General features: G+C 59.3%; 21 protein-coding genes. 10 read left to right on the top strand and 11 right to left on the bottom strand.

Annotated features, from left to right (window positions below; translation table 11 throughout):
* Positions 1–100 precede the first annotated feature (100 nt).
* Complete coding sequence (locus ACIGHL_RS06105) at positions 101–2,050, top strand: methyl-accepting chemotaxis protein (RefSeq protein WP_128120586.1); 1,950 nt, start codon at positions 101–103, stop codon at positions 2,048–2,050.
* A 181-nt stretch (positions 2,051–2,231) separates the two neighbouring features.
* Entirely contained in the window at positions 2,232–3,560 is a 1,329-nt protein-coding gene (locus tag ACIGHL_RS06110; RefSeq protein WP_128120587.1) for an APC family permease, read from the top strand.
* Here the strand turns inward: ACIGHL_RS06110 and ACIGHL_RS06115 are convergent.
* A complete protein-coding gene (locus ACIGHL_RS06115) occupies positions 3,547–4,587 on the bottom strand; it encodes a metal-dependent hydrolase (protein WP_128120588.1) in 1,041 nt (346 codons plus the stop codon). The genes ACIGHL_RS06110 and ACIGHL_RS06115 overlap by 14 nt on opposite strands.
* Before the next feature lie 136 nt (positions 4,588–4,723).
* Between ACIGHL_RS06115 and arfB the strand changes: the two genes are divergently transcribed.
* Positions 4,724–5,137: an alternative ribosome rescue aminoacyl-tRNA hydrolase ArfB gene (arfB, locus tag ACIGHL_RS06120; protein WP_045428199.1), complete on the top strand. Its 414-nt coding sequence runs from the start codon at positions 4,724–4,726 to the stop codon at positions 5,135–5,137.
* 132 nt (positions 5,138–5,269) lie between these two features.
* Here arfB and ACIGHL_RS06125 read toward each other — a convergent pair whose 3' ends face one another.
* The 3 genes from ACIGHL_RS06125 to ACIGHL_RS06135 all read right to left on the bottom strand — a co-directional run bounded on the left by ACIGHL_RS06125 (position 5,270) and on the right by ACIGHL_RS06135 (position 10,562).
* Complete coding sequence (locus ACIGHL_RS06125; RefSeq protein ID WP_046163747.1) at positions 5,270–6,580, bottom strand: MFS transporter; 1,311 nt, start codon at positions 6,578–6,580, stop codon at positions 5,270–5,272.
* Positions 6,581–7,415: 835 nt separating this feature from the next.
* Complete coding sequence (locus ACIGHL_RS06130) at positions 7,416–7,823, bottom strand: PA2817 family protein (RefSeq protein WP_046163746.1); 408 nt, start codon at positions 7,821–7,823, stop codon at positions 7,416–7,418.
* Between the two features lie 291 nt (positions 7,824–8,114).
* Positions 8,115–10,562 (bottom strand): acyl-CoA dehydrogenase, encoded by a 2,448-nt coding sequence (locus tag ACIGHL_RS06135; RefSeq protein ID WP_128120589.1) that lies wholly within the window; start codon positions 10,560–10,562, stop codon positions 8,115–8,117.
* Positions 10,563–10,821: 259 nt separating this feature from the next.
* Between ACIGHL_RS06135 and ACIGHL_RS06140 the strand changes: the two genes are divergently transcribed.
* From ACIGHL_RS06140 to queF, 3 genes are all read left to right on the top strand, one after another.
* Positions 10,822–11,754, top strand: a complete 933-nt coding sequence (locus ACIGHL_RS06140; RefSeq protein WP_128120590.1) for an ABC transporter ATP-binding protein — start codon at positions 10,822–10,824, stop codon at positions 11,752–11,754.
* Complete coding sequence (locus ACIGHL_RS06145) at positions 11,751–12,530, top strand: ABC transporter permease (RefSeq protein WP_128120591.1); 780 nt, start codon at positions 11,751–11,753, stop codon at positions 12,528–12,530. Before ACIGHL_RS06140 ends, ACIGHL_RS06145 begins: the two co-directional genes overlap by 4 nt.
* Positions 12,531–12,635: 105 nt before the next feature.
* Positions 12,636–13,466 carry an NADPH-dependent 7-cyano-7-deazaguanine reductase QueF gene (queF, locus tag ACIGHL_RS06150; protein ID WP_128120592.1) on the top strand — a complete coding sequence of 277 codons (831 nt, stop codon included), beginning with the start codon at positions 12,636–12,638 and terminating at the stop codon, positions 13,464–13,466.
* A gap of 58 nt (positions 13,467–13,524) precedes the next feature.
* Here the strand turns inward: queF and ACIGHL_RS06155 are convergent, their stop codons facing one another.
* Complete coding sequence (locus ACIGHL_RS06155) at positions 13,525–13,794, bottom strand: DUF4404 family protein (RefSeq protein WP_128120593.1); 270 nt, start codon at positions 13,792–13,794, stop codon at positions 13,525–13,527.
* A gap of 288 nt (positions 13,795–14,082) precedes the next feature.
* Here ACIGHL_RS06155 and ACIGHL_RS06160 point away from each other — a divergent pair, with 288 nt between their 5' ends.
* Positions 14,083–14,721: an MlaA family lipoprotein gene (locus ACIGHL_RS06160; protein WP_241509160.1), complete on the top strand. Its 639-nt coding sequence runs from the start codon at positions 14,083–14,085 to the stop codon at positions 14,719–14,721.
* Positions 14,722–14,810: 89 nt separating this feature from the next.
* Here ACIGHL_RS06160 and ACIGHL_RS06165 read toward each other — a convergent pair whose 3' ends face one another.
* Complete coding sequence (locus tag ACIGHL_RS06165; protein WP_216706857.1) at positions 14,811–15,110, bottom strand: PilZ domain-containing protein; 300 nt, start codon at positions 15,108–15,110, stop codon at positions 14,811–14,813.
* Positions 15,111–15,314: 204 nt separating this feature from the next.
* Between ACIGHL_RS06165 and rssB the strand changes: the two genes are divergently transcribed.
* Positions 15,315–16,499, top strand: coding sequence for a two-component system response regulator RssB (gene rssB, locus ACIGHL_RS06170; RefSeq protein ID WP_216706856.1), 1,185 nt, complete (start codon positions 15,315–15,317; stop codon positions 16,497–16,499).
* The gene (gene rssC, locus ACIGHL_RS06175) at positions 16,496–16,978 is read left to right on the top strand and encodes an anti-sigma factor antagonist RssC (RefSeq protein WP_216706855.1); all 483 of its coding nucleotides are present in this window, start codon (positions 16,496–16,498) and stop codon (positions 16,976–16,978) included. The genes rssB and rssC overlap by 4 nt, the downstream gene beginning before the upstream one ends.
* Position 16,979: 1 nt before the next feature.
* On the opposite strand, the gene tal is transcribed toward rssC, so the two are convergent.
* The 3 genes from tal to ACIGHL_RS06190 all read right to left on the bottom strand — a co-directional run bounded on the left by tal (position 16,980) and on the right by ACIGHL_RS06190 (position 20,521).
* The gene (gene tal, locus ACIGHL_RS06180) at positions 16,980–17,906 is read right to left on the bottom strand and encodes a transaldolase (protein ID WP_128120595.1); all 927 of its coding nucleotides are present in this window, start codon (positions 17,904–17,906) and stop codon (positions 16,980–16,982) included.
* A 123-nt stretch (positions 17,907–18,029) separates the two neighbouring features.
* Entirely contained in the window at positions 18,030–19,034 is a 1,005-nt protein-coding gene (gene dusA / locus ACIGHL_RS06185) for a tRNA dihydrouridine(20/20a) synthase DusA (RefSeq protein ID WP_128120596.1), read from the bottom strand.
* A 470-nt stretch (positions 19,035–19,504) separates the two neighbouring features.
* Positions 19,505–20,521, bottom strand: coding sequence for an SDR family oxidoreductase (locus ACIGHL_RS06190; RefSeq protein ID WP_128120597.1), 1,017 nt, complete (start codon positions 20,519–20,521; stop codon positions 19,505–19,507).
* 292 nt (positions 20,522–20,813) lie between these two features.
* Between ACIGHL_RS06190 and ACIGHL_RS06195 the strand changes: the two genes are divergently transcribed.
* Positions 20,814–21,014: a hypothetical protein gene (locus tag ACIGHL_RS06195; RefSeq protein WP_128120598.1), complete on the top strand. Its 201-nt coding sequence runs from the start codon at positions 20,814–20,816 to the stop codon at positions 21,012–21,014.
* 115 nt (positions 21,015–21,129) lie between these two features.
* Here ACIGHL_RS06195 and ACIGHL_RS06200 read toward each other — a convergent pair whose 3' ends face one another.
* Positions 21,130–22,218: a polysaccharide biosynthesis/export family protein gene (locus ACIGHL_RS06200; RefSeq protein ID WP_128120599.1), complete on the bottom strand. Its 1,089-nt coding sequence runs from the start codon at positions 22,216–22,218 to the stop codon at positions 21,130–21,132.
* Between the two features lie 571 nt (positions 22,219–22,789).
* The gene (locus tag ACIGHL_RS06205) at positions 22,790–23,713 is read right to left on the bottom strand and encodes a GDP-mannose 4,6-dehydratase (RefSeq protein WP_082082174.1); all 924 of its coding nucleotides are present in this window, start codon (positions 23,711–23,713) and stop codon (positions 22,790–22,792) included.
* Between the last annotated feature and the right edge of the window lie 16 nt (positions 23,714–23,729).

The raw sequence follows: 23,729 nt of genomic DNA on the forward strand, positions 1-23,729 counted from the left end.
AATTGACGTCAATTCCTGATTAAATTGCGCCGCTTTCGTATTCAACTTTAGTCGCGACCTGCCGACTCCATAAGCGCGCTTACTTTTTAGGGATTCTCTGATGCAGTCCGTCGATTTTTTCGCCAACCTTTCCGTCGGCAAGAAGCTGCTGCTTGGCTTCGCCATGGTCCTGCTGCTGACCTTGGGAGTCGCCGGGACCGGCTTTTACGCCGTGGACTCGATCCTGAATCGCTCATATCAGATGAATCAGCTGTTGCGGATCAACGCTGCCATTCTTGAGGCCCGTGGCCTGGAGCGCGACTTTGCGCTGACTCGCAGTGACGAATCCGCCGCGGCCTTGCGCAACACCCTGGCCAAGCTCAATCAAGAGCTGGATGAGCTTGCGCAAAGCTCGTCTGAAGAAGACCAGCAGAAGCTGCAGCAGATTCGCAGCGATGCGGCCGTCTATGCCGATAACTTCACTCAATACGGTGAGCTGATCAGCAAAGGTGTGGCGCTTCGCGAGCGTATGGCCGATGCCGCACAAAAAAGCCGTGAAGAGTTTGAATACATCGAGCTGGATATGTACGACGCCGTGCGCGTATTGCGTCTGGAAGGTGACCACTTGAAGGGCAGCGATCCGCTGACTATCGCTGAAGCGGCGTCCGGGCTGACCAAGCGCATCCTCGATCTGCGTACCTTCGAAAGCATGTTCATCGCCCATAGCGCGCAAGCCGCGGTGGACAGCTGGAACGAGTCCTATGCGGACGTGACCACCATCGGCAGCAGTCTGAAAACCTGGCTCAACGACGAGCAGAAAGCCACCATGGATGGTGCGCTCACCGCCCTAGCGGCCTATCAGCAGGCGTTTGGTGAGTTCCGCAACAACCGCGCCGAGCGCATCGCGCTCGAGCAAGCGATGGTGGGCCAGGCTCAGCGCATCCTGGATACAGCCGATCAGGCATTGACGGGTGCCACCGAGGCCATGCAGGAGCAGCGCCGCAGCGCCTACACCTGGCTCGGAATCATCAGCGTTCTGGCCGTGGTTATAGGCCTGGTGGCCGCGACGGCGATCTCCCGCATGATCGTCGTACCGCTGCGCTACACCGTACAGCTGGCGCAGCGCGTGGCCGACGGTGACCTGACTCAGTCGCAGAAAGTGACCCGTCGCGACGAACTCGGCCAGCTGCAGAAAGCGATGTCCGACATGACTGAGAGCCTGCGCACCTTGATCGGCCGCATCGGTGGTGGCGTCGGTCAGATTGCTACCGCCGCGGAGCAGTTGTCCTCGGTGACGGCGCAGACCAGTGCTGGCGTCCAGAAGCAGCGGGTCGAGACTGAACAGGTTGCTACCGCCATGCACGAGATGGCAGCGACCGTTCAGGAAGTCGCGCAAAACGCGGAGCAGGCCTCGCATGCTGCCCGCGAGGCCGACCAGCAGGCGCGCCAGGGCGACCGCGTCGTTCAGGAGGCTATCGGGCAGATCGGCAGCTTGTCTGGCGAGGTCGAACATTCGGCTCATGCCATCGAAGAGCTGAATACCGAAAGCGGTCGTATCGGCACCGTGTTGGAAGTGATTCGTGCGGTGGCTGAACAGACCAACCTGCTCGCTCTCAACGCGGCGATCGAAGCCGCTCGCGCCGGTGAACAGGGCCGCGGTTTCGCCGTGGTGGCTGATGAAGTCCGCGCCCTGGCTCGCCGCACGCACGACTCCACCGAGGAAATCGAAGGCCTGATCGCCAACCTGCAGCGCGTGGCGCAAAAGGCCGTTGAGCAAATGCAGACCAGCCGTAACCTGACCCAACGCACCGTCGACCTGGCCAGCGAAGCTGGCATCGCGCTGGGTCGCATCACCGAGTCGGTTTCGACCATCGAGCAGATGAACCAGCAGATCGCGGCGGCAGCTGAGCAGCAGAGCGCCGTCGCTGAGAACATCTCCGAGAGCGTGACCCGTGTTCGCGACATTGGTGAGCAAAGCGCCAGCGGCAGCGAGCAGACCGCCGCGGCCAGTGCTGAGCTGGCGCGCCTGGGCATCGAACTGCAAGGGCTGGTGGCGCGCTTCCGCACCTGAGTTTTTCTCTGCAGCAGCGAAGCCCCGGCTTATGCCGGGGCTTTGTCGTTTATGGCGCTGAACTCCAGCGAGACTCCACCTATCTAGAAAGGTGACGCGGCTGCGGCTGCATGCTCGGGAGAAGAAGATTGAACGCTTTGTCGCTCGCCGGTTTCTGCCTCGCAATCGAGGCTACCCAACGATGAAAACCAACGTATTCGCTGCGGGCGAGTCCCGGCTGAAGCAAGCGATCACTGGCCCAGCGCTGTTCTTGTTCATCCTCGGTGATGTGCTGGGTGCCGGCGTGTATGCGCTGGTCGGCAAGATTGCTGGTGAAGCGGGCGGGGCGGTCTGGGTGCCGCTGCTGGTCGCGCTGGGTTTCGCCATGCTCACCGCGGCGTCTTACGCAGAGCTGGTCACTAAATATCCTAAGGCCGGTGGCGCGGCGGTATTTGCCGAGCGGGCATTTGGCAAGCCATTGGTGTCCTTTCTGGTGGGCTTTTGCATGTTGGCTGCTGGTGTGACAAGCGCGGCGGGATTGTCCCTGGCGTTTGCTGGCGATTACCTCGGTGCCTTTCTCGACACCCCGGCGGTGCCGACTGCGCTGGTGTTTCTGGCGATCGTTGCGCTGCTTAACGCTCGTGGCATCAAGGAGTCGCTAGGCGCCAACGCGGTAATGACAGTGATCGAAGTGTCCGGCCTGTTGTTCGTGGTGGTGCTGGCCGCACGCTTCCTTATGAGCGGGCAGGGCGACCCGTCGCGGGTATTGGAATTCGCGCCTGGCGTCTCGCCTGCTATCGCCGTGCTTGGCGCGGCGCTGATCGCGTTCTATTCATTTGTCGGTTTCGAGGTGTCAGCCAACGTGGCCGAAGAGGTCAAAGATGTGCGCCGCAACTACCCGCGCGCGCTGTTCGGCGCTTTGTTGGTGGCGGGGCTGATCTACGTGGGCGTTGGTGTTGCAGCCACGGCGATACTTCCGCCAGCGGCCTTGGCGGAATCATCCGCGCCCTTGCTCGACGTGGTGCGTGCCACCGGTTATGCCGTGCCGCACGGGCTATTCGCGGCGGTAGCGCTGGTGGCGGTCGCCAATGGCGCGCTGCTCACCATGATCATGTCCAGCCGATTGGCCTACGGTATGGCCGACGCGGGGCTGCTGCCCACTGTTCTGACCCGCGTACTGCCTGAACGGCGCACGCCTTGGCTGGCAATCGTGCTGACCACATTGTTAGCGATGATTCTGACCGTAACCGGTACGCTGACAGCCCTGGCGGAGACGGTAGTGCTATTGCTGTTGTTCGTATTCATGAGCACCAATGTCGCGGTGCTGGTGTTGCGCAAGGACAAGATCGACGCGCCGCATTTTCGCACGCCGACCCTTCTGCCTGTCCTGGCGATCCTCTCCTGTCTGGTGTTGCTGTCCCAGCAAGGCGCCGGCACCTGGTTGCGTGCCGGGCTGTTGATGGCGCTGGGTGCCTTGCTCTATGGAATCGGGCATTGGCGTAAAGGGCGCGCGGCGGTTAGCGGCGATTGAGTTCAGCGGCCCATTCAGCCAAGGGCAGCCCCGGCTGTTGATGCCAGATGCGCTGCCAGATCTCCTTGAGTCGGCTCATGTCGCCGCGTTCGGCTGGGAGTCGGTCGACAAAAGGGATCAGCCTCCATTCAGCGCTGTTTCGCTCGGCCAGTGCGAAGCGGAAGGGGTGGAACCCGGTCATGCCGAGGCGCACGTCGGTCACCAACAGCTGGCCCGCAACTTCGTCGTAGCGCAACACGCCGCCGGTAAACCATTGCAAACGAGCATGCTGCGGCGACTCGCTCAGTACCGCGGCAAGCTGTTTGCCACGTGGAATGGCTACCAGTTCGGGTGGCCGGTCATCGAACCAGCTCACCAGCGCTTCATGGTAGCGATCATCGTCGATGACGATGACCCGCCATAGCAGGCTGTTGAACGGCGTCGGTGTGCTGAATATCTGACTCGCTTGAATGCCTTGCTCCGCCATCACCGTTTCGACGCGCTGCTCGGCCATTTGCTTGCCTGCCAGGGTGAAGCCGAGATACACCGTCGACAACGCCAGCGCGACACCCGCCAAACGGGGGCTGCGACCCTTCAACCCCGCAATGGCACCGACCAACACCGCCAGCAGCAACGGGATGCTGTAGAGAGGGTCAATGATAAATACGCTGGACCAGGCCACCGGCGGTGTGGTCAGCGGCCAGAATAGCTGGGTGCCATAACTGGTAAAGGCGTCCAGCAACACATGCGTCACCAGCACCAGCCAGACCGTGAGGAACAGGCGCATGCCGCTGTAAGCTGGATCAGGTCGTATTCGTCGCGCCAGCCAGGCCAACACAACGGCCAGCGTGCTGAGAACGAAGAGTGAGTGGCTGAAGCCTCGGTGATAGGTCATGTCGGCGATTGCATCGCCATAATCGATGACCACATCAAGATCGGGCAGCGTGCCGAGCACTGCACCATAGAGCAGGGCCTTGCGGCCTTGCCAACGGCCCAACAGCGACGCCTGAACCGTGGCGCCGAGAAGGGCTTGGGTTATTGAGTCCATGCAGGGTTCCATCTGTTTCGAGTGCGCTACGGTAGCCGAACCGGCTGATCCGTAGCGGCTCCAAATCATATAAAAACATGTCCGCAACGCTCTTGTTGTGGACAATGGCCTTTCCATCCCGATTGTTGAAGGACCGATGCTCGACATATCCAGCAATGTGCAGCTAGCCGACAGCGAGATCGAACTGACTGCCATCCGCGCCCAGGGTGCCGGTGGGCAGAACGTCAACAAGGTGTCCAGTGCGCTGCACTTGCGCTTTGATATCAACGCGTCGTCATTGCCACCGTTCTACAAGGAGCGCTTGCTGGCGCTGCGCGACAGTCGCATCACCAGTGACGGTGTAATCGTGATAAAGGCGCAGCAGTACCGGACTCAGGAGCAGAATCGCGCCGATGCCTTGGAACGTCTGGCCGAGATCATCCGTAGCGTGACGAAAGTGGAAAAAGCGCGTCGCCCGACACGTCCCACGCTGGGCTCGAAAAAGCGGCGCCTGGAAGGCAAGACCAAGCGCGGTGCAATCAAGGCTGGGCGTGGCAAAGTGGATTTCTGAGACCTGCCAGCGGCATTGCACCGCTGGCAGACACGACTCGCCTGGTTCGGGCTTGCTCTGCAAACCTGTAATCGCGAGTCGCTAAGAGCTCAACGACGTAGCGAACGCCAGGATCAGCCCAGCATCGCCCGCCTAAGAATGCGTGCCGGTCCGAGGTTCGACGGCCTCTTCTTCGTCGACGGGCTGCTGGCCTTCGTCGAGGATGTCCGCCTCGGCGATTTCGCCCTCCGGCGTATCGGGCATCAACTCGAGCACGGTATGGCTGGTGCGCAACATCGGTGTGAAATGGCCGTGCGGCTCGGTTACCAGATCGAATACGCGGCGCGAGCGGAAGTAGGAATAGAGGGCCAGAAACGCCAGGGTGACCGCGAAGAACACCGGCAGCGCCTTGGGTCCGAAAAAGCTCATCAGGCCGCCTGCTATCACCGGGCCAAAGGCAGCGCCGAAACCGTTTGCCAGCAACAGGCCGCTGGAGCCCGACAGGATCTCGTCCGGGTGCAGCTGGTCAACCATCTGAGCCACGGCGATCGAGTAGATCGAAAACGCCAGCCCCCCCCAGACGAACATCATCCCCAGCAGTAGGGGGCCGGAGGTCAAGGGGGTAATCAGGCCGCCAATCACCGCAGCGATTGCCACAACCCAGAGCAAGACCAGTCGACGGTCATGCTTGTCGGAAAACAGCCCGATGGGCCACTGCAGAACGGCACCTCCGAGAATGGTGATACTCATCAGCAGACCTACGCCCGAGGCGTCGAAACCGCTCTGCGATGCGTAGACCGGCGCCAGCCCCCAGAATCCTCCAAGCGTCAGGCCAGAGATCCCGGCGGCCATCAGCGGCAGCGGGGCGATTCGAGCCAACTGCAACAGGTCGGTAGCCGGCATGTCGGGCTGCGCGGGTTGTGCCTGGCGTGTCAGGGTAATCGGCATCAGCGCGGCGCAGATCAAGATTGCAGCCAGCGCAAAAAGCGTGAAGTTCATGGGGCTGTCCAGGCTCAGCAATTGCTGAGCGGCGGCCAGCGAGCCAAGGTTGACGGCCATGTACAGCGCAAACACCTGACCGCGTTTTTCTCCACTGACCTGCGCGTTGAGCCAGCTTTCGATAACCATGTACAGCGTGACCAGGGCGACGCCATACATCACGCGCAGCACCAACCACACCCATGGATTCACGATCAGCACGTGAAGCAGCACGGCGATCGAGGCGAGGGCGGCATAGAAGGCGAAGGTCCGGATGTGGCCGATGCGCCGAATAAGCGAAGGCGCCAGCCAAGTGCCGACGAGAAACCCGGCGAAGTAGCCGGACATCAGCAGGCCGATCAACCCAGTGGAGTAGCCTTCTTCGATGCCGCGCAGCGTCAGCAGCGTGTTCAGCAATCCATGGCCGAGCAGGAGAAATGCAACTCCACCCAGCAGCGAGCTGATGGGGGCTAGTAACGACGTCATAACAAAACAACCTTGAGCAAATTTATCCGTGAAGGCAGGCTGCCATGTCGCGGGCGGCGTGCCGTTATATCCATAAGTGACTGAATCACTTGAGTATCTGATTGTCGACGCATTGGCCTATGCAGCTTGGGCAGCATCTTTGGCCGAGGATTCAAAACGAAGCGGAATTTCCTTGAAGCGCCCGTGTCGGCTTCTCGTTCAGCCTGAAACCGGTACCCCCGGCCGTGCTGAGTCACGCTCTGGTCAGCCAAACACAAACGCTGAGCTGCAAGCTTGGCCCAAAGTTTCCGTTTTGTCCCGGCATCATCCTCGCGCTCAATGCCCCCGCATCACCGGGCGGGGCGTTTCGGGGGACGCACAACAATTCGACAGGCTGTTCACAAGCGTCACGCCGTCCAACGTGGCTGGGTCGATCCATTTCGTAAATCGGAATGCTGCGCTCGCGAACTGCCCAGGGGTAGCCCCGCGTCACCAACGCTGCTGCATGGTACGGCTATGCCGGAGTACAGCCGATTCGGGATGCTGCTGACGCCGGCTTCGATCACCCGCCACACGACTTCGAAACTTGAAAGCTAGATGCGCAGCGGTAACTGGCGGCGTCTGGCAAGACCGAAACTACCACAGCAGAGCGGAGTGGCGCCGTGGCCGATGTGGAGAGCGTCTGGGGTGAATCCGGTGCAGATCCGAACTTGGCTGCCGTGGCCGCCAACCCGCTTTGACCAACTCGGGTTGAGCCCTTTGAACCGCAGCTGGGAAGGGTGTGCCACGGGGGCGCTACCCCTTCCCCGCAGTAGTAGACCTCCGTCTTACGGGACGCCGAACGACTGCTATCAATTCAGTGCCGTGGGCTCTCTTCCGGCATGCTCATGAGTTGTCTTTCCATATTCCAGTCGAACGGCTCGTCGTTCTGCTCCGCTTCATAGCGACGCTCTTCCAGCCGCTGGAAGATTTCGATCTCTTCGTCCGGCATGAAGTGAAGGCAGTCGCCGCCGAAGTACCAGAGCAGATCACGCGGAACCAGATGTGCAATCTGCGGGTAGCGGTGAAAGACCTGGCAGATCATGTCTTGGCCCATGTGCCGTTCTTCCGGCACGTTCTGAAGGTTCATGATCAGCTCGTCGAACCGCTCGAGAAACAGCGCATGGCTTTCTTCCGAAACCTGTTCGGTTTCACCCATTGCAAGCAGGATGCCACGCAGATGGGCCAGAAGCGCCAGGTTGTGATCGTGATAAGGGTTGGCCATGGTTCACCTGAGTCGATTTGGCGCGCGATTATAGAGGTGCGCGGGTTAATTGGGGACGTGTCTAGTTGACTCGAGTCGTAGGACTGGGTTCGGTACGCAGGTCGGATTGCTGCGGCGGGGTCACGTGCCTTGAAGAAGGTGGGGCGCTCTCACGTGGAGCAGGCATTAGCTGACGGTGCTGCCTGCAGGGCGAAAGACATCGGTTGGAAAGGTGGCTTGCCAAGCGCCGGGTGTTGCGCGCGACGCTTGGCAGAACCATCGGGTTGGTAGTAAACGAGTCGCCAGCAGCTGCTAGCGAACCTTGCCTTCGGTTAGCTCCAACGGCTCCTTGTCGAAATCATCCACGCTGATGACCTTGCGGCGCGCCGCCTCTGCAGCGGTGAGCTGCTGCGCTTCGGCGGCATCCAGTACGCCAGCCGCGAGCGCGGCGCTGATCGGATCCTCGCCTGCAGTGGGCTTGAAATCGCCCGCCTTGAGCGCTTTGTGCAGCTTCTTCTGCAGTGGCTGGGCGGCCGCCAGGGTGTCGAACGCGTCTCGCAGCGCACCCAAAGCTTCGTCGCTGCCATGTGGACGGTAGACGCCTTCCAGGATTTGCTCCAAGGCGGGATCACCTTCCGGACGCCCGAGAATGTCAGCGACTTCGGTATCCAGCTCATCTGACGGCCCTTTGTGGCGAGCGCCAAAGGGAAACACCAATACCTTCAATAGGCCGCCAAGCAGGCGGTTGGGGAAGTTGGCCAGCGTGTCGGCGAGGGCTTGCTCGGCTTTGCACAGGCAGTCTTCCATTGCCCAGCGCAGCAGCGGCGCTTGCTCAGCCGGATGACCAAGGTCGTGGTAACGCTTGAGCGCTGCCGACGCCAGATACAGGTGGCTGAGGACATCGCCCAGGCGCGCTGAGAGCCGTTCACGGCGCTTGAGCTCGCCGCCGAGCAACATCATGGACAGGTCGGCGAGCATGGCGAATGCCGCTGCAATTCGATCCAGGGACCTGAAATACGGTCGGGTCAGTTCGTTGCCTGGCGCCTTCCCAAACAGACCGAAGGTCAGGCCAAGTACCAGCGTGCTAGCCGTGTTGCTGACGGCGAAACCGATATGCTGCATCAGCAGCGTATCGAACTTCTTGATGGCAGCATCGCGGTCAGGCTCATGAACCAGCTCCATTTCGCGAAGCACGAATGGATGGCAGCGGATCGCGCCTTGGCCGAAGATCATCAGGTTGCGCGAGAGAATGTTCGCCCCTTCGACCGTGATCGAAATGGGCGCCGACAACCACATGCGGCCGAGGTAGTTGTTCGGTCCCATGATGATGCCCTTGCCGCCGTGAATATCCATGGCGTCGGTGATGCACTCGCGGCCGCGCTCGGTGAGGTGATATTTGAGGATGGCCGAAAGCACCGACGGCTTTTCTCCCAGGTCGACCGCGTTGGCGGTCAGAACCCGCGCGCTGTCCATCAACCAGGCGTTGCCGCCGATTCGCGCAAGCGGTTCCTGGATACCTTCGAATGCCGACAGCGGTACGTTGAATTGCTCGCGGATCTGCGCGTATCGCCCGCTGACGTAGCTGCAGGTCTTGGCCGCACTGGCACCGGTTGCCGGTAGTGAAATCGAACGCCCGACCGAGAGGCAGTTCATCAGCATCATCCAGCCTTTGCCGATCATATCGCGCCCGCCAATGATCGCTTCCAGAGGCACGAACACATCTTTGCCCCAGTTCGGGCCGTTCATGAACGCGGCGCCAAGGGGCAGGTGACGGCGGCCGATTTCGACGCCAGCGGTATCGGTCGGAATCAGCGCCAGGCTGATGCCCAGCTCTTCCTCGTCCCCTAGCAGGTGATCGGGGTCGTAGGTCTTGAAGGCGACACCGAGCAGGGTGGCGACCGGGCCGAGGGTTATGTAGCGCTTCTCCCAGTTCAGACGCAGCCCGAGTACTTCTTCGCCTTCCCATTGACCGCGACAGATCACGCCACTGTCGTTCATCGCGCCGGCGTCGGAGCCGGCGTAGGGCCCGGTCAGGGCGAAGCAGGGTATGTCCGTGCCATTGGCCAGACGTGGCAGGTAATGGTTGCGCTGCTCGTCGGTGCCGTAGTGCATCAACAGCTCGGCCGGACCGAGAGAGTTGGGCACCATCACGGTGGTCGCCAGGTCGCCGCTGCGGGTGGCCAGCTTCATGACGATCTGTGAGTGGGCGTAGGCTGAAAAGCCTTTACCGCCGTATTCCTTGGGAATGATGAGCGCAAAGAAGCCTTCTGCCTTGATGTAATTCCATGCGTCCTGAGGGAGATCCATGCGCTGACCGATCTCCCAGTCGCTGACCATGGCGCATAGCGTTTCCGTCGGGCCATCAACAAAGGCTTGTTCCTCCTCGGTAAGCACAGCCTTTGGGTAGGCGAGCAGGACATCCCAATCCGGTTTGCCGCTGAACAACTGTCCGTCCCACCAGACCGTGCCAGCATCAATGGCATCACGCTCGGTGTCAGAGATAGGCGGCAGGACCTTTTTGAACCAGTCGAACATAGGGCCGCTGAAATACTTGATGCGCAGATCGGCCACCAGTAAAGGCACCGCGAAGGCAATCAGCACCAGCCAGAGGATGACCATCAGCCAGGCCGGCGTCTCTTCGGCCGCGCCCATAAGAACCAGATAAGCCGCAACGATAGCCAGCGCGGGGACGGGGGAAACCCGTGAGTGAGCAATCACGGCGATGCCGATGAGTAACACGAGCAGCCAGAGCAGGGTCATGAGGTCTTCCTTGTCAGTCGAATGGCGTCCTTCTTGAGCATAGGCTTTCGAGGAGTGCAGGGTGAAGGGACAGGACGACGCGTTTGGTTTCAGATAATGACCGGACTGCAACAGGGGAGTTCGAATGTGACCGCTCCGCGGGACCCTGTTTATTCGCCAGTGCGCATTGGCTACCAGCCGCCGTTTTGGTTTCGGCGTTGCAATTACCCCGGTGTGCCCTTATCTATTCTGAATCTCTCTGCGTTGTGTGCATTCTTATATGACTACTGCTCTGTCCATTCGGCAGTTGACCAAGGTTTACGGAAACGGCTTCGAGGCCCTCAAGGGCATTGACCTGGACGTGGCTGAAGGCGATTTTTTTGCCTTGCTGGGCCCCAACGGGGCTGGCAAGTCCACCACTATCGGCATCCTGTCCACGCTGGTGAACAAGACCGGCGGCACAGTCAACGTGTTCGGTCACGACCTTGACCGCGATCCGTCCGGGCTCAAGCGTTGCCTGGGTGTGGTGCCACAGGAATTCAACTTCAACCAGTTCGAGAAGGCATTCGACATTCTCGTCACCCAGGCCGGTTACTACGGCATTCCGGCAAAAGTCGCCAAGGAACGCGCCGAGCAGTACCTCAACCAGCTGGGCCTGTGGGACAAGCGCGACGTGTCTTCTCGCATGCTGTCTGGCGGCATGAAGCGGCGCCTGATGATTGCTCGCGCGCTAATCCACCGGCCACGGCTGCTGATTCTCGACGAGCCGACTGCGGGAGTTGATATCGAGCTGCGCCGCTCGATGTGGTCGTTCCTCACCGAACTGAACCGTGAAGGCATCACCATCATCCTCACCACACATTATCTGGAAGAGGCCGAGCAGCTGTGCCGCAACATCGGCATCATCGACCGCGGCAGTATTGTCAGGAACACCAGCATGCGCGAGCTGCTCAAGCAGCTGCATGTCGAGACCTTCCTGCTCGATCTAAAAGAGTCGCAGCTGGTGCCGCCAGAGCTGGGCAATTACCCGGCGCGGCTGGTCGATCATCACACCCTGGAGGTACAGGTGGACAAGAGCCAGGGCGTGACCGATCTATTCCGCATGCTGTCGGCGCAGGGCATCGAAGTGCTGAGCTTGCGCAACAAGACCAATCGTCTGGAAGAGTTGTTCGTTTCGATGGTCGAAAACAACCTGCCGCAGGGGGCCAAATGAACGCAGAATTCCGGCCCAATCTGGTTGCTCTTCAAACCATCGTCCATCGGGAAATACGCCGCTACACACGCATCTGGCCGCAGACCTTGTTACCCCCGGCGATCACCATGGTCCTGTACTTCGTCATCTTTGGAAATCTCATCGGCGCGCGGATCGGCGAGATGGATGGCTTCACGTACATGGAGTACATCGTGCCGGGGCTGATCATGATGTCGGTGATCACCAACTCTTACAGCAACGTGGTTTCCAGCTTCTTCAGCAGCAAGTTCCAGCGATCCATCGAAGAGCTGCTGGTTTCGCCGGTGTCACCTCACGTGATTCTGATCGGCTTCGCCCTCGGCGGTATTACCCGCGGGCTAGCGGTTGCGTTCATCGTGACGCTGCTGTCGATGTTCTTCACCGACCTGCAGGTCCATCATCTTGGCGTCACGCTTCTCGTGATTACGCTGACCTCGACGATCTTCGCGCTGGGTGGCTTCATCAATGCGGTGTTCGCGCGCAACTTCGATGACATTTCGATCATTCCAACCTTCGTGCTGACTCCGCTGACCTATCTGGGCGGCGTGTTCTATTCGATCAACCTGCTGTCGCCGTTCTGGCAGACGCTGTCGCTGGCCAACCCCATCCTGCACATGGTCAACGCGTTCCGTTACGGCATCCTGGGCGTCTCTGATATCCGTATCGGGATCGCCATCAGTTTCATGGCTGTGGCGGCAGTATGCATGTACCTGTGGTGCATTCACTTGCTTAAGAGCGGCCGAGGCATGCGCCAATAGTTTTAGGTTAAACGGCCGACCGTTCGGGAACGAACGGCGGCCGGGCCATGATAAACCGGGCGGGAACCGATACACTTGCGGCCGTTTTTCGCACAGGTTTCCGCCATGCAGCACCCCGCCGAACTATCCCCGCTGGGCAAATCCAGCGCCTATGTTGCGACCTACAGTCCTGAGCAACTCTTTCCCATCCCCCGCGCACCGAAGTGGGCCGAGCTGGGGCTGACAGCCGAAAGCTTGCCCTATGGTGGCGTCGATATCTGGAACTGCTACGAGCTGTCCTGGCTGTTGCCGTCTGGCAAACCGGTGGTGGCCATTGGTGAGTTCAGCATTCCTGCCGACTCGCCCAACATCATCGAATCCAAGTCCTTCAAGCTCTATCTGAACTCTCTGAACCAGTCGGTTTTTGAGAGCCGGCAGGCGCTCGTGGACGTTATGACGCGGGATTTGTCAGCCGCTGCGGGTAAACCCGTCGGCGTTCGCCTGCGGACGCTGGACGAAGTGGCTGAAGAGGGGATTGCGGCGCTAGACGGGCTCTGTATCGATGATCTGGATGTCACCATCGAAGACTATGATTCACCGCGCCCCGAGCTACTACGCAGCGACTCTTTGCGTCAGGTCGAAGAGCGCGTCTACAGCCACCTGCTGAAATCCAACTGCCCCGTCACCGGGCAACCGGACTGGGGCACAGTGGTGATCGAATATCGGGGCGCTGCGCTGGACCACGGCAGCCTGCTTGCCTATCTGGTGAGCTTTCGCCAACACGCGGACTTTCACGAACAGTGCGTTGAGCGGATCTTCCTCGACTTGCAGCGCGTGCTGACACCCGATCGATTGAGCGTACATGCACGCTATGTGCGTCGCGGCGGGCTGGATATCAATCCGTACCGCAGCACTCACGACGTATTCCCAGACAATGGCCGGCAGGTTCGACAATAAACGCTGCGGTCGGAGAGCGTGGACCCGTCCACGCTCTGATACCTCGAGCAGGTTTCGCTCAGATACCCATGTTCGCCAATGTTTGCATGATATTGCGCAGCGTCATGGCGGTGTTGGGATGGCTGACTTCGAAACGCTCGACCGCCAGGTTGACGCCATCGACCAGCGAGTCGTTCTGGTGATCGACTACGCCCTGGTTGGCCAGGCGCAGATCGATGTCCTGAGCAATCAGTTGCAGTGACGCGCGCTCTTCTTCCGTAAGCGGAGCGTCCGAAGCTAGTTGACTACGCAGCTCCGCAAGCTGTGACTGCAGATCATGTTCCGGCATATTTCATCCCTCTGTGATTTTTTCGGGGCCAGCTTCCGCCAAGGCACTATGAGATCAGGTTAAACCAGCGGCCCAGCCTTGTCGTTGATTTGATTGGGTAGAGTGCGGTGAAGTTCGCCGCTACTGATCCGCATGTCCGCCTGCTGCCGGGAGCGGTGTGATTAGATTTATACTGCTGCGCTTTGATGGGCAGCCACCCGCATACGAATAAAGGAGAAGCCTGCGATGCGATTGATCAGCAAGGATTGGGTAGAGAACTTCACTGTTGCCTTCGTCGTTGTGCTGGGGATGTTCGGCGCTTCGTCAGTGCAGGCAGCCGAGGAGGATCCTTGGGAAGGTGTCAACCGGGCGATCTTCACCTTCAACGACAAGGTCGATACCTATACGCTCAAGCCGCTTGCGCAGGGCTATCAGAAGATCACGCCAAACGTCGTCGAGGATGGCATTGGCAACATATTCAGCAATCTAGGCGACGTCGTGGTGCTGACCAATGACCTGCTGCAGGGCAAGGTCCGTGACGCAGGGATCGATACCAGCCGCATCCTTTTCAACAGCACCTTTGGCGTACTGGGCTTCTTTGACGTCGCGACCCGTATGGGCTTGCAGAAGAATGATGAGGACTTCGGACAGACGCTGGGCGCCTGGGGGCTGGGCAGTGGGCCGTATGTGGTGTTGCCCCTGCTGGGGCCGAGCACCGTGCGCGATGCGGCAGGACGCGTACCCGATTCGTTGCTGCAGCCATATCCGTACATGGACCATGTGCCGACACGCAATGTGACGCGAGCCGTCAACGTTGTCGACCTGCGTGCCGATTTGCTCTCGGCAGAAAAAATGATCACTGGCGACCGGTATATCTTCGTGCGCAACGCTTATCTGCAGAACCGCGAATTCCGCACGCAGGATGGTCAGGTCGAAGACGACTTCTAACCGTCGCTCGGACCGCATTGGCTCGGCCAGTGCGGTTCGTCCGCCTCGTCACGCCACGGCCATGCCAAGGCGTTCGCGTCAAACAATTCTCAGCTCATCGAAAGGATGGCCAGGCCTAGACTTTGCCGTCCATCCTCCTGCATGCCGACCCGCACCACTTCTGTTTCAGCGTCCAGGCCCTTCAGTTCGCTGTGCTCCGAGGGGATGTGCACATGGACTTTGTCACCCATCTGCAAGCGGGTCGCTGCGACCACCTGCATCCCCGTGCTGGAAAGGTCCAGGCAGGTTGCGTCGTAGTGCTGGGCACCCTGCGTCAGGGTGATTGCGGTCTCGACATTCATGCGAATGAAGTCGCGTTTTTCACTGTAGTCTCGATCTCGCTGAGTCATTGTTTCGTCCTCTGAGTTCTTGTTTCGTCGGTTCTTATAACGCCTGTCAATTCCGCCTGTAAAGGACAGACGCAGGGACCGCGCCTGGCTTGAAACACAGATCGTATGGGAGTACCGTCTGCGCCTTGAAAAGATCCCATGCCCAGCGCGCGCGCAGGGCCGATGCTTTCGCCAATCATCCTGGCGATACCGCCTGGTAGGAACATGCATAACCCAAGCGCGACGCTGCTGATCATAGATGACGACGATGTGGTACGAGCCAGCCTGGCTGCCTATCTGGATGACAGCGGTTTCAAGGTCCTGCAGGCGCCTAACGGACCGCGCGGAGTGGAGCTGTTCGACGCGGAACACCCTGACCTGGTGATTTGCGATCTGCGCATGCCGCAAATGGATGGTCTTGAGCTGATCCGGCTGATCAGTGAGCGCCAGGCTGACCTTCCGGTCATCGTGGTCTCAGGTGCAGGTGTGATGAGCGATGCCGTCGAGGCTCTGCGATTGGGCGCAGCTGATTATTTGATCAAGCCCCTCGAAGATCTGGCGATGCTCGAACACTCTGTCCGTCGAGCGCTCGATCGTTCGCGCTTGCGTCTGGAGAACAGGCGCTACCGCGAGCAGCTGGAAACGGCTAACCGCGACCTGCAGGCGAGCTTGCATCTGTTGCAGGAAGATCAAGATGCCGGCCGGCAGGTGCAGATGAACATGCTGCCGGTCACGCCCTGCAACCTCGACGAATTTCAGTTCGCCCATCAGATCATCCCCTCGCTCTACCTCTCAGGTGATTTCGTCGATTATTTTCGCGTCGACGAGCACCGCATTGGCTTCTATCTGGCGGATGTGTCCGGCCATGGCGCCTCCTCTGCATTCGTCACGGTCCTGTTGAAGTTCATGACCACGCGCCTGCTCTACGAATCCCGGCGGGGCAGAGCGCTGCGCGCATTCAAGCCGTCCGAGGTGCTTGACCACATCAATCGTGGGCTGATCAATTGCAAACTCGGCAAGCACGTCACGATGCTGGGCGGCGTGATCGATCAGGAACGCAACCTGCTGCATTACAGTATCGGTGGCCACCTTCCGATGCCGGTGATATACGCCGACGGCGTCGCCAGGTATCTCGAAGGAAAAGGTCTACCGGTCGGTTTGTTTGTCGAAGCGACCTACGATAATTACGAGATAGAGTTGCCTGATTCTTTCAGCCTGACGCTACTTTCCGATGGCATTTTGGACCTTTTGCCGGGCGATACCCTCAAAGAGAAAGAGGCTGGGCTACCCGGGTTGATTCGCGAAGCAGGCGGCACGCTGGGCGGGCTACAGCGGGTGTTGGGCCTAGCCGATCTAGAGGATATGCCCGATGACATCGCGTTGTTGGTACTGAGCAGGAACCTTGCATGAGCGCTGGTAAAATCCAGTTTGCTGAGCAGAACGGTACATTCGTTCTTAAGTTTGTCGGTGAGATCCGCCTGACACTTTGCTCGGCGCTGGACGCAACGATCGAGAAGATATTTTCGTCACGCAATTTCTCATCGATCGTTATCGATCTCACCGAAAGCCGTAGCATCGACAGCACGACGCTGGGCCTGCTCGCCAAACTTTCAATACTTTCGCGGCAGAAGGTCGGCATGCTGCCGACGTTGGTTACCACCCATGCAGACATTACGCGTCTTCTGCAATCAATGGGCTTCGATCAGGTCTTCAACATTGTCGACCAGCCGCTGCCGTCGCCTGAGCAACTGGCCGACCTGCCAAGCCAGGATCAGTCTGAGGAAGTCGTGAAAGACAAGGTACTTGAGGCGCACCGAATTCTGATGAGCCTCAACGAATCCAACCGCGAGGCCTTTCGCGACCTCGTGACGGCGTTGGAGCGGTCCTGAACTACAGCTTCGTTGGTAGGAGCGCTTCGAGCTTTTCCTGATCCCTCGCGAACTGCCGAATCCCCTCGGCCAGCTTCTCAGTCGCCATTGGATCTTCGTTCAACCCCCAGCGGAAGCTGCGTTCGTCCAGCGTAATGCGTGGCTCGGATTTGCGGCCCGGTGACAGCTTGCGCTCCAGAGTGCCTTCCTCCTGCGCCAGCTGGCTCAGCAGCTCGGGACTGATGGTCAGTCGATCACAGCCGGCAAGCGCTTCGATCTGCCCCGCGTTGCGAAAGCTGGCGCCCATCACGACGGTCTCGTAACCGTGTGCCTTGTAGTAGTCGTAAATCCGGCTGACCGACTGTACGCCTGGATCTTCGTCACCGACGTAGTCACGACCTTCGGACTTTTTGTACCAGTCATAGATGCGACCGACGAAGGGTGAAATTAGATATACACCAGCCTCGGCACAGGCGACGGCCTGGGTGAAAGAGAACAGCAGCGTCAGGTTGGTCTGGATACCCGATTTTTCTAGCTGCTCAGCGGCACGAATGCCCTCCCAGGTCGAGGCTAGTTTGATCAATACGCGGTCGCGGGATACGCCGGCCTGCTCGTACAGGCCGATCAGGCGTTCGCCGCGCTGAACCATGGCCTGTGAATCGAAGGAAAGCCTCGCATCGACTTCCGTGGAGATCCGGCCCGGGATCAACTTGAGCACTTCTTGACCAACTGCGACGGCGAACAGATCGCAGCCCAGGCCGATGTCGCCCTTGCAGTTAGACATGGCCGCCTTAAGGTGATCGGCGTAGCGGGGCAGGGCGGCGGCTTTGAGCAGAAGCGATGGGTTGGTGGTCGCATCAACCGGTTGGAGGCGGGCGATGGCGTCGAGGTCGCCGGTGTCGGCAACCACGGTGGTGAATTGCTTGAGTTGTTCCAGCTTGGACGTCATATGGGCGCTCTATCCTTTGGTTGACGTAACTTGAATCCGTGGCCATCGCGCCATTTGGATCGGATGGTCAGGGTGGGGCAGCTGTTGGATCAAAAATGCGGTCGTGTGTTCCCGATAACTGAATCAGTGTCCTTCGAGCAGCATGGTCGCTTGATCGAGCAGCGCCATTGGCTCCTTGGTTTTGTGGATGTCGACCGATAGCAACTGGCGAAAGCGTCTAGCTCCTGGGAAACCCTGGCCCAGGCCTAGAACATGACGGGTAACGTGATGCATCGAGCCGCCGCTATCAAGATGATTCTGAATATAAGGGCGCATCCGTCGCAGTGCATCGGCGCGGGTAATAATCGGCTCTTGGCTGCCAAACAGCCTGGCATCAACCTGCGCTAGCAGGTAAGGATTGTGATAGGCCTCGCGGCCGAGCATTACCCCATCGAACTGCTCAAGGTGGGCTTCACATTGGTCCAGCGTCTTGATGCCGCCGTTGAGGATGATTTCCAGATCCGGAAAGTCGCGCTTCAATTGCTGCGCGACGTCATAGCGAAGGGGCGGAACCTCCCGATTCTCCTTCGGTGAGAGTCCTTCCAGAATCGCAATACGGGCATGGACGGTAAAACTGCGGCAGCCTGCTTCTCGGACCTGTCCAACGAAATCACAAAGTTCGGCATAGCTGTCGCGTCCGTTGATACCGATGCGGTGCTTGACTGTTACATCGATATCCACCGCATCTCGCATCGCTTTCACGCATTCGGCGACCAGTGCCGGATAGCCCATCAGGCACGCGCCGATCAGGTTGTTCTGCACGCGGTCGCTGGGGCATCCGACGTTGAGATTCACCTCGTCATAACCAGCCGCTTCGGCCATCTTTGAGCAAATGGCAAGATCACCGGGCACGCTGCCGCCAAGCTGTAGCGCCAACGGATGCTCCGCCTCATCATGACGTAGGAAGCGATCGGCATCGCCGTTGATCAATGCGCCGGTGGTGACCATCTCGGTATAGAGCAGGGCGTGCCTAGAAAGCTGGCGCAGAAAATACCGACAGTGCCTGTCTGTCCAGTCCATCATCGGGGCGACGGAAAACCGGCGCGATGGCGAAGGGTGTGTGGTGACGAGCTTGTAACTTGGGTTCATGCGGCTTTCCGGCTGAGTGTTCTGACGCGCTTCAGCTGTTTCGATACGTTTATGAAGGCTGGCGTACTTGCCACTGTTTCGGAGACGTGGTGACGTAGCGGCTATCAGGGCGCGTTGCGGGGCACTGGGGCAGTTGCTGACCAATCGCCTCGAGAAATGGCGGGCAAGTTTATCAGGAGAGCGAGGGCTTCGCGCGCAAGGCCCGCCGCGTTACCGCTCTAGGAATGCTGAAACCTGCTGAAGTAACCGCGCGAGCCCTTGGCGGACAATCCGCGATCCTGGCCGAACCAAGCACCCGGTTCAGCCTGCCTAGCCTTGAACTGCCGGGTCGCCGGGGCGGCGTTATCCTGGCATCCGTTAACCATGGCCTTGAATGTCATGATGGCGGCGCCGCCTGGGCTGATGCTCAGCCTAGGCTGCTTGAGCGGTCGGCGCGTTATGCATGCCTTGGAGCCGGTCTGGATCGGACCTCAAGGCTGGCCGGTGCCACCGGTTGCGCCGTAGACCTGACCTGTCACGTAGCTGGCCGCCGTCGAGGCAAGCAATACGTAGACGGGGGCGAGCTCCACTGGTTGCCCCGGTCGGCCGATCGGGGTGCTACTGCCGAAGCTCTTCAGGTTTTCCATGGTCTGCCCGCCGCTGACCTGCAAGGGCGTCCAGAACGGACCGGGCGCCACGGCATTGACCCGTATGCCTTTGCTGATCAGTTGCTTGGCTAGGCATTTGCTGAAGTTGACGATGCCCGCTTTGGTCATGGAGTAGTCCAGCAGGTTGGGCGGTGGATCATAGGTGGTGACCGAGGACGTATTGATGATCGACGCGCCTGCAGGGAGATGGGGGACCGCGGCCTTGGTGATCCAGAACATCGCGTAGAGGTTGGTTTTTAGTGTCCAATCGAACTCGTCGGTGGTGATGTCGAGAATCGATTGTTCACTGTTTTGCCGCGCCGCGTTGTTGACTAGGATGTCCAGGCCGCCCAAGCCTTCCACAGCTTGTTCGACCAGCCGCTGGCAGAAGGCTTCGTCGCGGATATCGCCGGGCAGCGCCACAGCTTTGCGTCCGGCCTCGCGGATCAGCCTCACGACATCTTGTGCATCGGGTTCTTCATCGGGCAGGTAACCAATAGCCACATCGGCACCCTCACGCGCGAACGCAATCGCCGCGGCCCGACCGATACCCGAGTCACCACCGGTTATCAGTGCCTTTCGTCCAGCCAGGCGGTTGCTGCCGTGGTAGCTGGTCTCGCCGTGGTCGGGTTTCGGTTCCATCTTTTCCGCCAGTCCCGGCCATGGCTGCGGCTGTGCCGAAAAAGGTGGTTGTGGATAGATCTTTTGCGGCGAGCGTAACGGGTCGGGCTTTGGTTGGGTGGAAGCGGAACCTGAGTTTGCAGTCTGGCCTAACGCCGAAGCTGTCGCACCGACCGCTACCGTGGCGGCGGCGCCTTGAATCAGTCGGCGGCGAGACAGGGAATGGTCATCCGAATGCATGGCTGTTCCTTCGAGACAGTGCTGCACCGAGCGTTCCGTTGCCTGATGTTGCAAGAGTTCAGCCCGTTCATACCGTTGGCCGGGCTTCGTGAGCGTGCTCTTTATAGAGGAGACAGCACACGGCCCGTTCCCCCATCCCTGACAATCGGTATTCAACCAGGCGACTCGTGAGGCCTGATCACCTGCTATTCGCCAAGCTGCCGCTGCGTCGTTCCGACTAGCGGAGACGCACGATCCAGGTTCGTATGGTTCGAATTTCCTAGGTCACTGACGGCCTGTAGCGAGGTGAGTCATGCGAGATGAAATGCTGGATACACAGATCGATACCGGTCGGATGTTGGCCGCAAATGATCCGAGCAACGACAAACCCCTTCCAGGCGATCCGGATGGTGCCAGCATCAACGATGCACCGATGTCTGATCCGGATGAAACGGAAATCAGCGATGACGATATAGATATGTTCGAAGACGATCCGTCGATTCCGACCGAGTAGCGAGCTTAGAGTCGGTCTGGCAGGGGAGTGGGTTCAGGTGAATTAAAAAACCGCAGTCGCCTTGCGGCTGACTGCGGTTCAATCAGGTCGATCTCGACCTGATGATCAGATGCTGTTAGCGGTTGAACGCAGCGCCGGTACCGATCACGCTAGCCGACGGCAGCAACTGGCTGATGAAGCGGTTCCAGCGAGTGATGCCAGCCGGTCCAACGAACACGACGTCCTGCGGTTGCAGTGGGAAGTGTTGAGCCAGAGCGAAGGCCGCTGGGGATTCGGCATTCAGCTGGAACACTGTGGCTTTTTCAGTGGCGATATTCTCTGCGCCACGAATAACGTAAACCGCTTCGCCATCGGCGGTGTCCTGACGGATACCGCCTGCGGTGCCGATAGCATCCATCAAGTTGAGACTGGTTGCCTTGAATGTCATGGCTTGCGGATTTACCACCTCGCCCAGAACGTAGACCTTCTTCTGATCGTTGTACGGCAGATGGAGCTGGTCGCCGTCCTTCAGATAAACCTTGTGCAGCCAGGAGTCGGGGCGGTTCAGATCGTCGAGATCGAGCATGTACTCACGGCCGTCACGCTTGAGCATCAGGCCGGACAGATCGGCCGTATCGGTATCGACACCGGCCTGACCAATAGCCTGCATGATGGTCATCGGAGCGGTAGTCACTTCAACTTCGCCAGCCGTATTGAATGCCCCGGAAAGCACGATGCGCTGGCTACCGAAACGCAGCAGGCTGACGTCGACTTGCGGGCTGTCGATGTAATTGGCCAGCCTTTTGGAAATATCGGAGCGAAGTTGCTCGATGGTTTTGCCTGCTGCTTCGATGTTCCCGATGTAGGGGTAGAAGAGGGTGCCGTCCGGACGAACCAGGCGACCGTTAGCATCCAGCTGCTGTTGCGGGCCCGAAGGAGCGGTCAGTTCAGGATGGTCCCAGACGGTGATGTAGAGAAGGTCGTTGGCGCCGATGCGGTAAGCCTCGGGCTTGAAGCTCAGTAGCTCTTGCTTGCTGGAGGTGCCTTGGTCGGAAGAGACTTCGCCCTTGAGCATTTCAGGGGTAATGCGCATCAGCTGGACGGTGCCATCTTCCGTTTCTGCGCCGTCTTTGAACTGACCGGGATCCAGGTGCTGACCAGGAGAGAATACGCATCCCTGCAACACCAGCACGGAAGAGAAAGCGAGAGCAAATAGTGGTTTCATGGTTTCTTCATCCTTGACGGAATAGTTGTTTTTACGAAGTGAAACAGCGCAATTCACCTTTAGCTGAAGGAGCGAGCCGACACTGACTCGTCTATCGACAATCGCCGAAGCTCTTTCGGCGGTGCAACAAACGCATCCAATCTCTGCTGTTCCTGATGCCGCTACTGCAAGCTCTGAGAGGTATACCTTCAGACTCGGTGTGAGATCGGTGCTGGATGAGCCACTGAATAGGTTCCGCTCAACCTTGGGTTAGCGTCTTTCCCGTATAGGAAGAAGGCGCTGCGTTGCTCACAGTAGCCATAGACCGCTCCGTTTCTCTGCGGTTCACGACGGATGTACATAAAAGAGGCGGGCTGCAACGCTGCTGCTTCCAGGCAATATAGAAATTAAAAAACAACCGAGTGACCGTTTTGGCGATTGTTATTGACCGGCCGGATAAGGTTAATTGACTCCACTAAGCACGGCAGGTCGGCGAGCGAGGCACTTTTGAACTCACTGTTTTGTGCAATTAGGGGTGATTACCGCCATAGACCGAGATCCGCACCTCGGTGCTGGGAGTAAAGCTGGTAGGTCATGCGCTCGCTGCGGAGGGATGCTCGATCATCCAGCGCAGCGTCTCCTTCAATTCGATTCGGGACATGTCGCCAATCAACGAGTCCAGCTTGGCTCGGCTGCCGAACAGGTTCTTCACATCCGCGCTGCGCACGAACGCTGGGTTGACCCGGACCTCCATGCGGTGACCGGAGATGGCCGCTGCCTGTTCGAGTACGTACTCCAGCGTATAGGCTGATCCAGAACAGATATTGACGGTTTGGCCAATCGCAGCCGGTGTTTCGAGCAAGCGTCGATAGGCTTGGACAACCTGACGGACATCGCAGAAATCGCGGGCGATATCCAGATTGCCGAGCTCGATGACCGCGGCCCGACGGCGCGTGTGCGTCACGATTTTCGGGATGAGAAACTGCTCCGCCTGTCCAACGCCCGTGTAATTGAACGGGCGGCTGACTATCAGCGGCAAACGATCCTGGTAAAGCCTCGCGAGGAACTCCATGGCAGCTTTGCTCACAGCGTAATCATTGGCCGGAGCAAAGGGCGACGACTCATCCAGGACGCCTTCGGTAGCGTTTCCATAGACGTTTGCACTGCTGGCTAGCAGCACGCCTTCGAGCTCGGTGGCAGCGGTGGTACGTAACGCTTCCAGAAGATGGCGAGTGCCGAGCAGGTTGGCTGTGTAGATGGCATCCGCATCGCTGTGGGCGACGAACGAGACCGCCGCCAAGTGCACAACGTAGGTTGGGCGTATTTCCGTCAGCAAGGCTCGTAGCAGCTCTGCATTGTTCAGTGCGCAGCAATGGACGGCTGAAATAGCCGCGGGCAGTTCGCCGACAGGTTGACGATAGCTGAGGCCATGGACCTCGTAGCCGCAGCCTGCGAGCTCTTCTGCCATGTAGCGGCCGGTAAAGCCGGTGGCGCCGGTAATCAGCACTTTACGCATGATCTTCCCGATAGGA

The organism is Pseudomonas sp. NPDC077451 (assembly GCF_044543345.1).
In the GTDB taxonomy this organism is placed as follows: domain Bacteria; phylum Pseudomonadota; class Gammaproteobacteria; order Pseudomonadales; family Pseudomonadaceae; genus Stutzerimonas.

What these genes read in the sequence shown, in the direction of transcription:
- ACIGHL_RS06105 (WP_128120586.1), top strand. Translation starts at nt 101, where the DNA reads ATGCAGTCCGTCGATTTTTTCGCCAACCTTTCCGTCGGCAAGAAGCTG.
- ACIGHL_RS06110 (WP_128120587.1), top strand. Translation starts at nt 2,232, where the DNA reads ATGAAAACCAACGTATTCGCTGCGGGCGAGTCCCGGCTGAAGCAAGCG.
- ACIGHL_RS06115 (WP_128120588.1), bottom strand. Translation starts at nt 4,587, where the DNA reads ATGGACTCAATAACCCAAGCCCTTCTCGGCGCCACGGTTCAGGCGTCG.
- arfB (WP_045428199.1), top strand. Translation starts at nt 4,724, where the DNA reads ATGCTCGACATATCCAGCAATGTGCAGCTAGCCGACAGCGAGATCGAA.
- ACIGHL_RS06125 (WP_046163747.1), bottom strand. Translation starts at nt 6,580, where the DNA reads ATGACGTCGTTACTAGCCCCCATCAGCTCGCTGCTGGGTGGAGTTGCA.
- ACIGHL_RS06130 (WP_046163746.1), bottom strand. Translation starts at nt 7,823, where the DNA reads ATGGCCAACCCTTATCACGATCACAACCTGGCGCTTCTGGCCCATCTG.
- ACIGHL_RS06135 (WP_128120589.1), bottom strand. Translation starts at nt 10,562, where the DNA reads ATGACCCTGCTCTGGCTGCTCGTGTTACTCATCGGCATCGCCGTGATT.
- ACIGHL_RS06140 (WP_128120590.1), top strand. Translation starts at nt 10,822, where the DNA reads ATGACTACTGCTCTGTCCATTCGGCAGTTGACCAAGGTTTACGGAAAC.
- ACIGHL_RS06145 (WP_128120591.1), top strand. Translation starts at nt 11,751, where the DNA reads ATGAACGCAGAATTCCGGCCCAATCTGGTTGCTCTTCAAACCATCGTC.
- queF (WP_128120592.1), top strand. Translation starts at nt 12,636, where the DNA reads ATGCAGCACCCCGCCGAACTATCCCCGCTGGGCAAATCCAGCGCCTAT.
- ACIGHL_RS06155 (WP_128120593.1), bottom strand. Translation starts at nt 13,794, where the DNA reads ATGCCGGAACATGATCTGCAGTCACAGCTTGCGGAGCTGCGTAGTCAA.
- ACIGHL_RS06160 (WP_241509160.1), top strand. Translation starts at nt 14,083, where the DNA reads ATGTTCGGCGCTTCGTCAGTGCAGGCAGCCGAGGAGGATCCTTGGGAA.
- ACIGHL_RS06165 (WP_216706857.1), bottom strand. Translation starts at nt 15,110, where the DNA reads ATGACTCAGCGAGATCGAGACTACAGTGAAAAACGCGACTTCATTCGC.
- rssB (WP_216706856.1), top strand. Translation starts at nt 15,315, where the DNA reads ATGCATAACCCAAGCGCGACGCTGCTGATCATAGATGACGACGATGTG.
- rssC (WP_216706855.1), top strand. Translation starts at nt 16,496, where the DNA reads ATGAGCGCTGGTAAAATCCAGTTTGCTGAGCAGAACGGTACATTCGTT.
- tal (WP_128120595.1), bottom strand. Translation starts at nt 17,906, where the DNA reads ATGACGTCCAAGCTGGAACAACTCAAGCAATTCACCACCGTGGTTGCC.
- dusA (WP_128120596.1), bottom strand. Translation starts at nt 19,034, where the DNA reads ATGAACCCAAGTTACAAGCTCGTCACCACACACCCTTCGCCATCGCGC.
- ACIGHL_RS06190 (WP_128120597.1), bottom strand. Translation starts at nt 20,521, where the DNA reads ATGCATTCGGATGACCATTCCCTGTCTCGCCGCCGACTGATTCAAGGC.
- ACIGHL_RS06195 (WP_128120598.1), top strand. Translation starts at nt 20,814, where the DNA reads ATGCGAGATGAAATGCTGGATACACAGATCGATACCGGTCGGATGTTG.
- ACIGHL_RS06200 (WP_128120599.1), bottom strand. Translation starts at nt 22,218, where the DNA reads ATGAAACCACTATTTGCTCTCGCTTTCTCTTCCGTGCTGGTGTTGCAG.
- ACIGHL_RS06205 (WP_082082174.1), bottom strand. Translation starts at nt 23,713, where the DNA reads ATGCGTAAAGTGCTGATTACCGGCGCCACCGGCTTTACCGGCCGCTAC.